The organism is Teredinibacter waterburyi, from assembly GCF_001922985.1.
In the GTDB taxonomy this organism is placed as follows: domain Bacteria; phylum Pseudomonadota; class Gammaproteobacteria; order Pseudomonadales; family Cellvibrionaceae; genus Teredinibacter; species Teredinibacter waterburyi.
The window spans coordinates 43357-57780 of sequence record NZ_MRUH01000085.1 but is presented as its reverse complement, the minus strand read 5'-3'; the positions used below and the strand labels follow the sequence as shown (position 1 = coordinate 57780).

14 protein-coding genes and 1 riboswitch are annotated in these 14424 nt (G+C 48.9%); of the genes, 3 read left to right on the top strand and 11 right to left on the bottom strand.

Features of this window, described 5'->3' with window-relative positions:
- Positions 1 to 159: 159 nt before the first annotated feature.
- The 5 genes from IDZ20_RS06195 to xseA all read right to left on the bottom strand — a co-directional run bounded on the left by IDZ20_RS06195 (position 160) and on the right by xseA (position 4543).
- Positions 160 to 558 (bottom strand): hypothetical protein, encoded by a 399-nt coding sequence (locus IDZ20_RS06195; protein WP_188150561.1) that lies wholly within the window; start codon positions 556 to 558, stop codon positions 160 to 162.
- A 149-nt stretch (positions 559 to 707) separates the two neighbouring features.
- Positions 708 to 1514 (bottom strand): thiazole synthase, encoded by an 807-nt coding sequence (locus IDZ20_RS06190; RefSeq protein ID WP_188150560.1) that lies wholly within the window; start codon positions 1512 to 1514, stop codon positions 708 to 710.
- 4 nt (positions 1515 to 1518) lie between these two features.
- Positions 1519 to 1722: a sulfur carrier protein ThiS gene (thiS, locus tag IDZ20_RS06185; RefSeq protein WP_188150559.1), complete on the bottom strand. Its 204-nt coding sequence runs from the start codon at positions 1720 to 1722 to the stop codon at positions 1519 to 1521.
- 41 nt (positions 1723 to 1763) lie between these two features.
- Entirely contained in the window at positions 1764 to 2975 is a 1212-nt protein-coding gene (gene thiO, locus IDZ20_RS06180; RefSeq protein WP_188150558.1) for a glycine oxidase ThiO, read from the bottom strand.
- A riboswitch (TPP riboswitch) is annotated at positions 2965 to 3062 on the bottom strand. It overlaps the preceding gene by 11 nt.
- A 50-nt stretch (positions 3063 to 3112) precedes the next feature.
- Entirely contained in the window at positions 3113 to 4543 is a 1431-nt protein-coding gene (gene xseA / locus IDZ20_RS06175) for an exodeoxyribonuclease VII large subunit (protein WP_245792150.1), read from the bottom strand.
- Positions 4544 to 4734: 191 nt separating this feature from the next.
- On the opposite strand from xseA, the gene guaB reads away from it, so the two are divergent.
- The 3 genes from guaB to IDZ20_RS06160 all read left to right on the top strand — a co-directional run bounded on the left by guaB (position 4735) and on the right by IDZ20_RS06160 (position 8616).
- The gene (gene guaB, locus IDZ20_RS06170; protein WP_188150557.1) at positions 4735 to 6210 is read left to right on the top strand and encodes an IMP dehydrogenase; all 1476 of its coding nucleotides are present in this window, start codon (positions 4735 to 4737) and stop codon (positions 6208 to 6210) included.
- 162 nt (positions 6211 to 6372) lie between these two features.
- On the top strand, positions 6373 to 7950 hold the full coding sequence (gene guaA / locus IDZ20_RS06165; protein ID WP_188150556.1) for a glutamine-hydrolyzing GMP synthase: 1578 nt from the start codon (positions 6373 to 6375) through the stop codon (positions 7948 to 7950).
- A 435-nt stretch (positions 7951 to 8385) separates the two neighbouring features.
- Positions 8386 to 8616, top strand: coding sequence for a hypothetical protein (locus tag IDZ20_RS06160; protein ID WP_188150555.1), 231 nt, complete (start codon positions 8386 to 8388; stop codon positions 8614 to 8616).
- Between the two features lie 140 nt (positions 8617 to 8756).
- Here IDZ20_RS06160 and IDZ20_RS06155 read toward each other — a convergent pair whose 3' ends face one another.
- The 6 genes from IDZ20_RS06155 to trhP all read right to left on the bottom strand — a co-directional run bounded on the left by IDZ20_RS06155 (position 8757) and on the right by trhP (position 14306).
- Positions 8757 to 9290, bottom strand: coding sequence for a hypothetical protein (locus tag IDZ20_RS06155; RefSeq protein ID WP_188150554.1), 534 nt, complete (start codon positions 9288 to 9290; stop codon positions 8757 to 8759).
- A 352-nt stretch (positions 9291 to 9642) separates the two neighbouring features.
- Entirely contained in the window at positions 9643 to 10230 is a 588-nt protein-coding gene (locus tag IDZ20_RS06150) for a DUF4202 domain-containing protein (RefSeq protein WP_188150553.1), read from the bottom strand.
- Positions 10231 to 10234: 4 nt separating this feature from the next.
- Positions 10235 to 10987 carry a fumarate/nitrate reduction transcriptional regulator Fnr gene (gene fnr / locus IDZ20_RS06145; RefSeq protein WP_188150552.1) on the bottom strand — a complete coding sequence of 251 codons (753 nt, stop codon included), beginning with the start codon at positions 10985 to 10987 and terminating at the stop codon, positions 10235 to 10237.
- 69 nt (positions 10988 to 11056) lie between these two features.
- Complete coding sequence (locus tag IDZ20_RS06140) at positions 11057 to 11890, bottom strand: hypothetical protein (protein WP_188150551.1); 834 nt, start codon at positions 11888 to 11890, stop codon at positions 11057 to 11059.
- A 160-nt stretch (positions 11891 to 12050) separates the two neighbouring features.
- A complete protein-coding gene (locus IDZ20_RS06135; protein WP_188150550.1) occupies positions 12051 to 12923 on the bottom strand; it encodes a D-hexose-6-phosphate mutarotase in 873 nt (290 codons plus the stop codon).
- Positions 12924 to 12938: 15 nt separating this feature from the next.
- The gene (gene trhP, locus IDZ20_RS06130) at positions 12939 to 14306 is read right to left on the bottom strand and encodes a prephenate-dependent tRNA uridine(34) hydroxylase TrhP (protein WP_188150549.1); all 1368 of its coding nucleotides are present in this window, start codon (positions 14304 to 14306) and stop codon (positions 12939 to 12941) included.
- Positions 14307 to 14424: the final 118 nt, after the last annotated feature.

The following is a 14424-nucleotide window of genomic DNA, read 5'->3' as shown; positions in this document are numbered from 1 at the left end:
AATAGCGCGGCATTTTTTTGATTGGAAACGTTTCACTTTGATCTGTGTGAAAGAACGAATAGATGGCTAAGCTGAGTTTTATAACCTGTGGTAGTCATCTAGATACTCAGATAGGTAGCCACTCGTGCTCGACTGTTTTACTAATGTGCTAATGAGGCTTTATTTTTCGTTGCAAATCCAGCCCCAAGACTCTAGCTTGCCTACAAAATTTCCAGCTTTTTCTTCGCAATAGCCATCTATATTTTGCGCGCTCCAAAGCGTATTGACCTCTCCGGGGGCTTCACTGTCTTTGTAGTAGTTGACTGCGCATGGAAGGTTCTCGCCAGGAATTTCGTATACCACTTCTACACGTCGTACTAAGCCTTGAAGAACGCAAATACTCTTGCTACTTGTACTTTCATTAGCTGTGACGTTCTCTGTGCTGCTATCCATTGTGCTGGCTTCGTTTTGTTGAGCGTCCTGTTGGGCGTAGCTGGCTGCACTAACTAGGAGCGTGGCGCCGACGCATGTGGTTGCTAATACGGTTGCGATTTTTATTAGGGCGTTGAACTTAAACATTGGGGCTCTCCGTGATGAAGGTTGTTGAGCGTAATGGCACTAGAATTGTTAGTACCTGTGATCTTGGAACGTCATTGTTGTGGATTAATTGTTGATCTTTAACTTGGTTGAAAAGTGTATTACCTAGGAAGTCGTTTCGCCATATCAGGTTATCTATTTTGGTGCCAAAAAGGCTGGCCGATGGTTGGGGTGCTGGCGCTGGCAGTTTGTCGTTTTAGCATTAGGCCTGCGCTATGAGCCATTCTTCCCGCGTCAATCGCGTCGGCGAAGGACTTTGCCATTAACGCGGGTTTCTGCGCTTTTGCGACTGCGGTGTTTAATAGTACGCCATCAAAGCCCATCTCCATAGCCTCCATAGCTTGTGAGGGGGCGCCTAGGCCTGCATCAATGATCATGGGGATATTGGGTAAGCGCTCGCGAATCGTGCGTAAATTGTAACGGTTTAGAAGGCCTTGCCCTGTGCCGATAGGTGAACCCCAAGGCATAAGCACTTTGCAACCGACATCCACGAGACGTTGGCAGAGTACTAAGTCATCGGTGCAGTAGGGTAGTACTTTAAAACCGCGTTTAATAAGTTCGCCTGCGGCTTCAAGCAAGGCAAAGGGGTCGGGCTGTAAGTTGTAGTCATCCCCGATAACTTCGAGTTTGAGCCAGTCTGTTTCAAACAATTCGCGAGACATTTCTGCTGTTGTTATGGCTTCCTTTACCGATTTACAGCCAGCTGTATTCGGTAACAGCTTGCAGCCGCTAGATTTAATCAATTGCCAAACGGCAGCGCCGCCATTTTCTTCTGGACTTTGTCGGCGCAGTCCTAGGGTGACGATTTCGCTGCGTGAGGCCGCGATGGAGTCGAGCATTGCTTGCGGCGACGGGTAAAGGGCGGTGCCGAGTAGAAAACGGCTGGTAAATGTCTCGTCATATAGTGTTAGCGAATCATTGTTGTTGGCAAGTGTCATGCTATTAACCTCCACCAACAGGGCTAACCAAATCGATTTTATCGCCACTTTTAAGTTGTGTTTGCGCATGTGCTGAGCGCGGCACAAAGTCGCCGTCAATGGCTGCGGCGACGGGTTTTTCTGCGTTGCTGAACTGGGCAACTAGTTGCGCGAGGTTGGTGTTGGCAGCTACTTTGGTGAGCTCGCCATTTAGGCTTATTTCAATCATAAAATGTCTTTGTTGATTTCCATTTTTCTGAGCTCTCGCTTTTATAGAGAGCTATTCTGGGTTGGGCATTTCTTTAATAGCTGATCGCTAAAAGGCTGTATCGAGCCGTTTTGTTCGATGAGTGCTAGTGCTTGCTCTACCATAGTTGGCGCGAGTAGGTAACCATGGCGAAATAAACCATTTAATTCAATCACATCAATGGCGCTGGCTTGATTAGCATTAACTTTACGCTGAAAAATTGCCGGTAGGTTGTCTGGTAAGCTCGGTCGTAAATTAACGTCCATCTCAATAATTCTTGCTTCGGCAAATGCTGGGCTCAGTGTGTAAAGCGCGCTGCTGAGTTCGAGGCTCGATTGAATGCTAACAGGGGAGCGATCTTCGCTCTCAATTTCAGTGGCGCCAAGAATAAATTGGTGGTTCGGGCGTGGCACTACGTAAAGCTTGTAGCGTGGGTGCATAAGCCTAACGGGGCGAGCCAACTGAATTTCTGTGCTCTCGACTCTAAGTACTTCACCTCGAACACCGCGAATATGCGGGTTGTTTGGCTTTAATCCAATGCCGCGGCAATCGACGATAAGGTCACATGGGCTTAACGCTTGTTCGTTGCATAGGGCCTGATCATTGAGACTTACGTTGGCGTTGGCTTGTAAGTTGGCCCCTAATTGCTGCAGCAGCGTTAGGCTACTGTTTAAAAAGTGGCGATTGTCTATGTGCGCTTCTCGCGGTAGAAATAAGCCTCTCTGCAGTGTGTTGCTTAAGTCGGGCTCTAATTGTTTGAGTTCGCTTTGGTCTAGCCAACGAGCATCGTTGTCAGTGCCTAGGTGGTAATTTAAATCTTGGTAGAATTGCGCTAATTCGCTCTCATCCTGAGGGTGAGCAACAACAAGTGAACCTTGCTGCTGATAAGCCCCGCTAAAGTGTTGGGGGTATTGATGCAGCCATTCCTGCCAGAGACGCATCGAGTGTAAACCCATTTCGTATATGGATCGATCTGCGACCACCACTTCACTCATCGGAGAGATCATGCCGGCAGCTGTGAACGCGGCGGCGCGGGAATTTTCGAAAGAGTCTCTTTCGTAGAGGGTTACGCTATGCCCAGCGGACAGCAAGCGCCAGCTTAAAAGTCGGCCGAGTAGTCCAGCACCAACAACCGCAATGTTTTGTGAATTGCGTTTTGAGTGCGCGGTTGAAGCGCTTGTTTTATTCAAGGAAGGGGCGATGTTGTCGCCTCTGGGGGGCAGTGCTTCGGTCATATTTGTTGCCTACGCGAGCATAATCTCGATCAGGTCCTACGGGTATAATCTCAGCGAGCCAGCTGGCAAGCACCCCGACAATTGAGGTGCAAGTCTAAGCCCTGTGCTTTAGAACCGCAAACGATTCATATCAAGCTTTAGTTTGCTTTATTTTTGCTTGGATTGGTTGCAGTCACGGCTGCTTGCAGGTTTCCGTCTGCGAGGGTGATATTGATATGTTGGTTGATGGTAATTTGGTTTGCGGAGCGGATAAGTTCGCCGCGGGCGTTGCGAGCGATACTGTAGCCTCTTTGCAAAATATTTAACGGGCTGACTAACTCTAGTTGGGCGACAGTGTTTGCAAACAGTTGTTGCCGGCTGTGTAGCGCCCGTTTTATCGAAGTGTTCAGTTGAGCCTGTAGACGACCAAGATTTGTACGGCTAAGTTTGATGGCTCGCGCTGGTGTTTGGGCTTTTAGTTGTCTGGCTAGAGTTGCTACTTTCGCAGAACGTGTTTGTTGCTGTACTCGAAGTGCGCGAACTAGACGCAGTTCTAATTGATCGGTTCGCTGCGCCCAGGTTTGGATTTTTTCTCCTGGGTGTTTAACTAATTGCCTCAGGTGAAGTAAACGCGTTTTTTCACTCGCTATCTTGGTTTGAATTAAGCGCGCTAGCCTGAGTGCTGCATTAAGGAAGGCGACCTCGTAGTCAGCGCTATTTGGACAGAGTAGTTCGGCAGCTGCAGACGGAGTGGGTGCGCGCACATCGGCAACAAAATCGGCAATAGAGAAGTCGACCTCATGGCCTATGGCGCTGACAACAGGAATAGGGAAGCCTGCAATTCTGCGCGCAAGTTTTTCGTGATTGAATGCCCACAAGTCTTCCAGGCTGCCACCGCCGCGACATAGCACAACAACGTCAAAGCGCTTAGACTCTTCCACTCTATCGAGCGCTGCCAGCAATTGTTTTGGGGCGTCATCACCCTGAACTGCCGAAGGGACGATTGTAATTGGAATGGCCGGGAAGCGTCGCTTCAGCACCGTTAGCATATCTCGCACGGCGGCCCCGGTGGGTGAGGTGATGATCGCTATATGCTTAGGTATCTCAGGTAGCTGCCGTTTGCGTTCTGGATCGAATAAACCTTCTGCCTGTAGCAATTGTTTGAGTTCGTCGAAGCGGCGCTGCAGCAAGCCGAAACCACTGGCTTCCATATGTTCAACGATTAGTTGGTAATCGCCTCTACCTTCGTAAAGGCTAACGCGTGCGCGTACCTGCACCATATCACCTGTTTTAGGGGTGATTTTTGTAAGGTTATTACGACTTTTGAACATTGCGCAACGTACTTGAGCGCGCTCGTCTTTAAGGGTGAAGTACATGTGCCCAGACGCAGGGCGCGAAATATTAGAGATCTCGCCCTGAACCCACATCAGCGGTAGGTGTATTTCCAGTAGCGATTTTGCTTTGCGATTTAGTTCGGTTACCGAAAGCACTCTACGTGCATTGTCATCAATTGGTAGGTTATCTTGCTCTAACATCGGTGAAGTGTCTCGAATTGACGAGTGTATGGCGTTGGGCTCAGAGGTCGTCATTCTAACCCATTCGCGCTGCGCTTGTGTGTTTGTGCTTATGTAGAGTTTAATTTCGCATCATGTTTACCCAGTGCTTACTTCACCCTATAATGTCGGGTTTATTTCCCCCCGTGCTTTCAGGTTGTTAAGTGCTTTATTGGCACGCCAAAACAGACTGAAGCGCTACTATCTTGCTTGAGGTTGTAATTTCTATGTTGAGGATTGCTCAGGAAGCCCTTACTTTCGACGATGTTTTATTGGTTCCCGGTTACTCAGATGTGACCGCCAAAGACGTTAGTCTGAAAACGCAATTAACACGCGGGATTACGCTAAATATTCCGTTATTGTCGGCGGCTATGGATACCGTAACCGAAGCGAAACTCGCCATTGCGTTAGCGCAAGAAGGCGGCATCGGTATTATTCATAAAAGTATGACCATAAAGCAGCAGGCGAAAGAAGTGCGTGCGGTTAAGAAATTTGAAGCTGGCGTGGTTAAAGATCCTATTACTATCGACTCCAGTGCAACGATAAGCCAATTGATTCACCTTACGCGTAAGCACAATATTTCGGGTGTGCCGGTGTTAGATAACGGTGACCTTGTCGGTATAGTGACCGGACGTGATGTGCGTTTTGAAACGAACTTAGACGCCTCTGTCGCCAGTATCATGACGCCAAAAGAGAAGTTGGTTACCGTTAAAGAAGGCACAGATGCTTCGCAAGTGCAGGCGTTGTTACACAAGCACCGTATCGAAAAAGTATTGGTTGTTAACGATGCGTTTGAGTTGCGAGGACTGATTACGGTCAAAGATATTAACAAGGCGGAAAATTATCCAAACGCGTGTAAAGACGCTGATGGCAGTTTACGTGTAGGTGCCTCCGTAGGCACTAGCCCAGATACAGATGATCGCGTTGCAGCACTGGTTGAGGCCGGTGTTGATGTGTTGGTGGTAGATACCGCCCACGGCCACTCAAAAAACGTCTTAAATCGAGTTGCTAAAATTAAGAAAACCTACCCTCAGGTGCAGGTGATTGGTGGCAATATTGCTACCGGTGAAGCGGCATTGGCATTGGTAGAAGCTGGTGCGGATGGGGTAAAGGTTGGTATTGGCCCCGGTTCTATTTGTACTACACGTATTGTCAGTGGTGTTGGTGTGCCACAGATCTCGGCTATCGCCAATGTTGTCGATGCGCTAAAAGGTACTGGTATTCCTGTGATCGCCGATGGCGGCATTCGCTATTCTGGCGATATCGCTAAGGCGTTGGTCGCTGGGGCTCACGCCATCATGATGGGTTCAATGTTTGCAGGTACAGAAGAGGCACCAGGCGAGGTAGAGCTGTATCAAGGGCGGACCTACAAGTCCTATCGCGGCATGGGCTCTCTCGGCGCTATGTCGAAAACCCAAGGTTCTTCGGACCGCTATTTTCAAGACTCAAGCCAGGGCATGGAGAAGCTCGTGCCGGAAGGTATTGAAGGTCGTGTTCCTTACAAGGGCTCGTTGAGCGCAATCGTGCATCAGTTGATGGGGGGCGTGCGTGCGGCAATGGGCTATACCGGCTCGATAGATATTGAAGTTATGCGTACCAAGCCTGAATTTGTACGTGTTACCTCGGCTGGTATGGGTGAAAGCCATGTTCACGATGTCAGTATTACCAAGGAAGCACCTAACTACCCCGTCTCGGGGCGCTAAGTTAGTCGTGCTGCTAAACACAGCCCGTAAGTGAATAACTTACGGGCTGTTTGCTTTTCACTAAACCGTTAGCTCCCAATATCTTCTCGATCTACAGAGATCAGCTAGACATTTAATCAGACCGTTTAACCATACAGTTTAACTATATATACAGAGCAACCTATGACCCAAGACATTCATGCCCAGCGAATATTGATTCTGGATTTTGGCTCACAATACACCCAGCTGATTGCACGTCGCGTGCGCGAGATCGGGGTTTACTCCGAAATTCGTGCGTTTGATATGAGCGAAGCCGAAATACGTGAATACGCGCCAAAAGCTATTATTTTGGCTGGTGGCCCGGAGTCTGTACCTGACGCTGGCTCGCCGCGCGCACCTGAATGTGTATTCGAACTCGGCATTCCTGTATTGGGTATTTGCTACGGTATGCAGACTATGGCCCATCAATTGGGTGGTGCTGTTGCGGGTTCAGATATACGTGAATTTGGTTACGCGCAGATAAAGGTTGAGGGCAGTAGTGCGCTGTTTGATGGAATTAAAGATCATGTCGGGCACGACGGTAGCGCTTTGCTCGATGTGTGGATGAGTCATGGTGACAAGGTCGAGGCACTTCCCGAAGGCTTCGAATTGATGGCGTCTACTGAATCTTGCCCAATAGCGGCAATGTACTGCGCCGAAAAGAATTTTTACGGATTGCAGTTTCACCCAGAGGTAACGCACACACTGCAGGGGCAGAGAATTTTCGAACATTTCATTCTTGAAATTGCAGCATGCCAGCCGCTTTGGACACCGGCCAATATTGTCGAAGATGCTATTGCTCGCGTAAAGGCGCAGGTTGGTTCCGACAAGGTGTTATTGGGCCTGTCGGGCGGCGTAGATTCGTCTGTAGTGGCGGCATTGCTGCACAAGGCAATCGGTGATCAGCTTACCTGTGTTTTTGTGGACAACGGCCTGTTGCGTAAAAACGAGGGTGATCAGGTTATGGATATGTTCGCCAAAAACATGGGTGTTAAGGTGATCCGAGCGGATGCGGAAGCGTTATTCCTCGGTAAGTTAGCCGATGAGGCGGACCCAGAGAAAAAACGCAAAATTATTGGTAATACTTTTATCGAGATTTTCGATTTAGAGGCTCAAAAGCTAAAAGATGTGCGTTGGCTAGCTCAGGGTACGATTTACCCTGATGTTATTGAGTCGGCTGCAGCAAAAACCGGTAAGGCACATGTAATTAAATCACATCACAATGTTGGCGGACTGCCTGATGACATGGCCTTCGAGCTTGTTGAGCCCCTACGAGAACTGTTTAAAGATGAGGTTCGAAAAATTGGCTTAGAGTTGGGTTTGCCATACGACATGGTCTATCGCCACCCATTCCCAGGGCCGGGTTTGGGCGTTCGAATTCTGGGCGCGGTGAAAAAAGAGTACGCGAATATCTTGCGCGATGCGGATGCCATCTTCCTAGAGGAACTCCATGCCGCAGGCTGGTACCACAAAACCAGTCAGGCATTTGCTGTATTCCTGCCGGTTAAGTCTGTCGGTGTTGTCGGAGACGGTCGCCGTTATGAATGGGTTATCGCCCTTCGTGCGGTAGAGACGGTAGATTTTATGACGGCGCGTTGGGCCCACTTACCCTATGAGTTACTGGAGAAGGTTTCAAACCGCATTATTAACGAGATATCGGGTGTTTCGCGTGTCACCTACGATGTGTCGAGCAAGCCGCCAGCCACCATTGAGTGGGAGTAGGTGACCAATAGTCGGACGGCTATTGTGACCTAGTTGTCACTTTTTGAAGAAGGTGACACAATAGCTCGCGCTTTACTGTGGGTTCGTTCGCATCTTGTTTGCTGGAAATAGATCGGCTCCCTAGGTTGTTTTAGCATACAAAAACTATAAAACAATAACGGTGGTGGTACTTAAGTGGGTTTGTACTGGTAGCAGTTAAGGTGTCGAAATTTTAAAATCCATTGAATAAAGTACTCGCTGTCGAAAAACAAGGTGGCTCGGCAATGATTATTCGTAAAATGCGGTATCAGCCAAACAATGGTGTTTACGCAGGCCTTTGGTGTGTAAAAACTCAATTAGCTGTTCGGTTCAACCTAGTCCGGTTGAGCATTTCGGAAATATCTAGTACTGGCAAGGTAGCTATAGGCGATATAGGAAGTACAAGGAGGTATCACGATGGATTTTGATGCTTGGAATGTCGATTTACGTACACTTTCAGCGTTTCACTCAACTGGTTTTAGAATTGCTGTAGAGGGTGACCCGCTTCAACCTATGGGGGTATTCCCCAGCCATTTCCCCGAGGGGCTTTCGGCCGTAGATCAAGCTTGTTTGCTACGCTGCGGTATGAAAGCTATTAAAAAAGCGGCTCTTAACGCGGCACACCATAGCGATAGCTTGGCATCCTAGTTAATTTTATCTTCTTAGGTGTTAGCGCGGGTAGGTGTGTGATTAGCTCGCTGTTGCGGCTGATGTATTATTTAACAGCAATAAAAAAGGCTCCTATATAGGAGCCTTTTTTATTGCTGTTATCGCGTAAAGTCGAACCTTTAGCGATTTACATATTTACCGCGAAGGTGCATGAGTGTCATGTGATCATCGACGGAGGTTAGCAGGCCGTCAAACTTTTCGTTCATTATTGCATTTGACTCTTCACCAGCTTGGCTAGAGTAGGTCGCTCCGGCAATTAGTGCCCCAAGTTCGCGCGCTACGGAGTCTAGAGCAGCAAAAATGTCCTCAGTGGTTTTTTCGTCCTGAAAAATACGCCCTTTATTGGTCTTTATCATATAGTCGTCACACTCAACTAACCACTCTTTGCGTTGCTCAACAAAACTCTTAATGTTGCGCATTCCGCCTTTGTAGCGAGTATCGAAATGCTTTGATTGGTAGTCTGCAACACTTTTCATGTCGCGGGTCATAAAGTCCATGCGCGTGTCTTCGCAAAACTTCCAGTTAAGGTAACTTGGGAATTCAATTTTATATTCAGATTGCGCACGATCTCTACGGCACGTTTCATCGCAAGCGTTCGCGCTTGAGAATGCTACTGTGGCGAGTAGCGCTACAACTAAGGTCAGACTTTTCATAGTATCTCCACCCGTTTATTACCTAGTTTTATTGTTATTGGTTTTGGTAAGGTCTGCACCATTAAAGTACCCCCAGATATGAAAGTCAAGGGTTTGTGATCCAGTTCCTTGCCTGTGGTTGGTTTTGGCTGATCGGCGGAGAGTTGTGGTGTAAGTTTGTGTGGGCGGTCATGGTCAAAGTGTGACCGGGTCTAAGCTTTTCGATGTGTAGAGGGTCGCTAGGTCAAGGGGAAGGCTATGGGGGGGTATGGATAGACAGGTAAATTCATTTTTTGCGAGCCGTAACCACGCTTTTGTATAAAGCTGGGAGCTCGCAAAGGTCAGATGCAATGATGGTGGTATGCGGGTATTTCTAGCTTAAAGCCTTGCCGACCAGGCTTTGCATATCGCTCGAAAGGGGTAGTGCAAGTGCAGCACTATGACCGGCTTCTGACATCTTTCCCCACGTTTTTTGAATGATATCAATAAGTTTGGGTTCGTCGTGCTTGGCGGCAAAGGCATCTAAATAGTAGCGAAGGAATACCAAGCAGATTACATTTTCCAACGCTTGAGTTTCTTCGTCGCGCCGGAGTTGACGCTTTTGTAGTAAAAACTTTACCCGTTCGATATCGCTGTTTTCGTAACCGATAGCCTCCATAAGGCTGCCAACTCGCGATGCGTGAAATAGCCCCAGCTGCGATCGCCATTTTTTGTAGCCGGCGCGCCCTTCGGGATAGTCGCTGCGTGCGGATGTCCAGCGTTCGATATGTTGCCCGCGTGCCGCAATTTGCAGATGTTCTGATGCGTTGGGTAGGAATAGCGCGAGCTCCTGAGACATACGTTGGCCGTATAGGAGTTCTTTGGGGTGCATAGTGCCGCTAATGAGATCGAACTCTTGGTTGGGGTCGGCGCGATTGCAGTTATCAATCGCGTCTAAAACCTCTGTCAGCTTGTCGGACATCGGGTTATTTCACGGCATCTGTGGGGATTGACGCAACGCTTTTGAGGGCGTCCAAATCATTGATAATGACATGCTTTTTGTCGAGTGCAATAACACCTTGCTTATGGAGGCGGCTTAGAACTCGGCTCACGGTTTCGATGGTTAAGCCAAGGTAGTTGCCGATATCCGAGCGTGACATCGTTAGGTGGAACTCACGTGCTGACAGCCCGCGATTGTGGTTACGGGTTGAAATACTTAGCAATAAAGAGGCAATACGCTCATCTGCGCTATTTTTACTTAGTAGTGTAATAAGCTGCTGTTCCTGTGCAATTTCTTTGCTCATTAGCTGAAAGAAGCGACGCTGTAGCGAGGGCACTTGTGAGCTTAACTCTTCTAGGCGGGCAAACGGAATTTCGCATATAGCAGAGGTTTCTAGCACAATGGCTGAATTTGTGTGGTTGTTGGAGGCAAGGCCGTCCATCCCAAAAATTTCGCCGGGTAGGTAAAAGCCGGTTATCTGCTCTTGCCCATCGTGAGTAACGCAGACCGTTTTTACGGCGCCAGAACGAAGTGCGAATACGGCATGGAAGTTCTCCCCAGCGTGGTAGATACGATCGCCACGCTGCACAGGACGGCCACGCTGTACTATGTCATCAAGTTTTTCGATGTCGTCGATCTGCAAACTGATCGGCAGGCAAATTGATGCAAGGCGGCAGTCTGCACAATTAACATGAGGGGTTGAGTGACATTGTCGCGGTGAAGCAGTTTGTACCGACATCGACTATTCCATATGAGATTGTAAAGACTCATTGATTATATAGTACTCGGCACAAACCGCCACAGGCATTCACCTTTGATGATGAAAAGGGTGAATGGGGAGGCGTCCGGATTCGAGCGCGTTAAGGTAACGCTGTGGATCGCAAAAATTCTCAATTTCCAATCCGTCGAAAAAGGATTTCTCTTCTAACCCTAGGGTAAGTGTGTTGTCAGTAACGTCGTCTTCACCGTCGAAGATAATGGTGCCAGGTTCCTGTTGAGCTGGGTCTATGTTGAGTAATTTCGGGCGGTTGCCAACAAAGATAAAACTGGGGGAGCACTCGCGGGTTAATTCTTGAATATGGCCGCGTAGGTCGTCAAGGCAGTCCGCATCACGCACTTGAATACTGACACTGCGAAACGCAAATTGGCGGATTTGACGCATAGCGTTTCGAATAAGCGACATCTCCGCGAGGTCACGATAATCGGTAATTAATTGATAATGATTAAACCCCAAGCCTTTTAGCAATGCGATGTGCTGGCTGCCGATTTCACGAATATTGGATGCTGCCACATAGCGGCGATCTGCGGCTTCCGAAAGCGAGAAGTGTGACGCCAAAGCGTGCATAACTTCGGTCAACTGATAGGGTTCGAGAAGTGCAAAAGGGTGGCTTAGCAACAGCTGGCGTACACTTTTACGGCCAATCATTTTCGACCAGAGGGAAACTTCTTTGACCAGAAGCTTGCTCACAGGGCCTTCGAATGCAGGTTGAATTTCGCTATCCATAAACGGACGGAAATCGAGGGTATTGATAGCAAGGTTTATGTGACCGCCGTGACTGCCGCGAAAACGGCTCAGTATACGGTGGGCTTCTAAATCCACTATCTCGTTGCTAGCTTGATCGAGTCGGGGGTATTGAATCATTGTCTGTGTCGGCTCATTTTTCTGCATATTTGCAGTCTAGAGCTTCTGCATAAATGAACCTTGACTGAAATCAATCGCCGCCACACTGACGACGAGAGAGTTAAGACGGGGTGCTATTTAGGGTGTAGTTCGGATAGCGAACAGGAATTAAGCTGCTTAGTTACGCGTTGGCTTCGACCGAAATAACCTGTCCAACTTCAATTTGGCTGCCAGCGGGAACAATAATATCTGCGGTGTTGGCGGCCTCAAAGCATAAAAAGCTATCTTCCCCGCCCTCGTGCACGTCGCTAAGGTTGGCGGCATCACTGCCGGGATTCCAAAGTACCCAATGCTGCGAGCCAAACTTTTCAATGACGATTTTTCGCTTGTAGCCAGTGTCGATTACCTCGGCTGAAGCGTCACACTGATAGATGCGATCTATTGGGCCTGTGTAGGCTTGGTCGCCCTGATCGATAAGCTGTGACTCGTTGCTGATCTTGTCGTCGTAGAGTGTGTTGCTAATATCGGGGATGGCAACATTAGCGGGGTTACTGACCTTAAAATAGTTGTGTAACGCATAGGCGAAACACTGTACAGATGATGTGTGGTTTTCCATCACCAGCGTTTGTTGCAAGGTTCGCCCAAACACGAGTTTTTGCAGTAGCCGGTTAGGGTGTGGCCAAGGGTTTTCGGCGTCGGTTAGTTCGATACTAAGGTCAAGTTCGGTATGGCGACTGCGTTCTTTGTAGTGCTCGATCTTCCAGTTACGATTGCGCACCAAGCCATGTCGGCCTTTACCTTCGACTGGACCGAACCATGGCCAGCAGATAGGAATACCACCGCGCAGCGCCGTTTTGGCATCGCTGGCAGCCGTTTTGCTCATCCACAATACTGGTTTTTGCCCCGAGGGGTGCCAGTTCATCACATGACCGCCAAAAAGACTGACTTCCGCGCTACAAGCGGCGTTATCAATTTGCACTATATCGAGTTCGCCGCGGCGAATGATGTGTGGCGTTTGCGGGGCTGGTTCTTCGAGTGTGTTGGCTTGGGGCATTATAAGTTTCCGGCCTTAGGGGATGTGGCGCATTAACATAGCGTAACCGCCGTTTTCATTCAATCCAACGTCAGGGATCGGGATGCGAACGACATGGCCAGAGCCCGGCGCAACATCTAGGCTTTGGCCTTTGCGATTTTCCATGTCGGTAAGCAAAAAAGGCACGTTACCCTGGGGGGTGATCAGCTCTAGCGCGTCACCTTTGTGGAATTTGTTTTTCACTTCTAGTGTCAGCCAACCGTTGGCGGCATCATATTGAATGGCTTCTCCAACAAATTGCTGAGCACCGTTGTCGGATACGCCTTTTTCGTAATTCTGATATTCGCTGGGGACGTGGCGACGATAGAAACCTTCGGTATAGCCGCGATTGGCAAGGTGTTCTAGCTCGCGCATTAGCGACATATCAAACGCTTGCCCAGACTGAGCGGCGTCGATGGCGCGACGATAAACTTGAGCTGTACGGGCGACATAATAGTGAGATTTAGTGCGACCTTCGATTTTTAGCGAGTGTACGCCCATTTTGACGAGACGCTCAACGTGTTGCACGGCGCGCAGATCTTTGGAGTTCATGATGTAAGTGCCGTGCTCATCTTCGTAGGCGGGCATGTATTCGCCGGGCCGACTCTTTTCTTGTAGGAGCACTGGTGCAACTTCATCGTGGCCGTTTGTGGTCTGTGTTTCTGCCTCCGGGGACCAAGTTAATGCAGAGGTGTTGAGCTGCTTGCCTGAATCTACGGCGATAAGATCGCCAGTATCGGTTTCTTTGGCTTCATGGGTGTTGTATTCCCAGCGACAAGAATTGGTGCAGGCGCCTTGGTTGGAGTCGCGGTGAGTCATATAGCCGGACAGTAAGCAGCGGCCCGAATAGGCAATACAGAGCGCGCCGTGAACAAACACTTCCAGTTCAACTTCTGGACATTCGTTGCGGATATCTTCAATTTCATCGATTGAAAGCTCGCGCGACAGGATAATGCGCTCGATGCCCTGCTTGGCCCAGAACTTTACCGTTGCGTAATTCACCGCATTCGCTTGCACGCTCAGGTGCACGGGTTGATCCGGCCATGTTTCGCGCACCATCATAATCAACCCAGGGTCAGACATAATCAGCGCATCGGGCTTCATGGCGATGACAGGCTCTAGATCGCGAATATAGGTGCGTACTTTGTCATTGTGGGGCGATAGGTTGCTGGCTAAGTAAAACTTTTTACCTTGGCTGTGTGCTTCATCTACGGCCATCGCCAAGTTTTCGATTTTATTAAATTCATTGTTGCGCACACGTAAGCTATAACGTGGTTGCCCCGCGTATACAGCGTCTGCGCCATAGGCAAAGGCGTAGCGCATGCTTTTTAAGGTTCCAGCCGGAGAAAGTAATTCAGTTGTCATTCGGGGTACCGCGGTTGTGGCGAAATTGCGCGCATTTTAAGCAATGCTGTGGCTATTACAAGCGATATGCACCGATCACTACAAGTTGCTGCCTGTTAGCGCGAAGTATTGCCTAGTG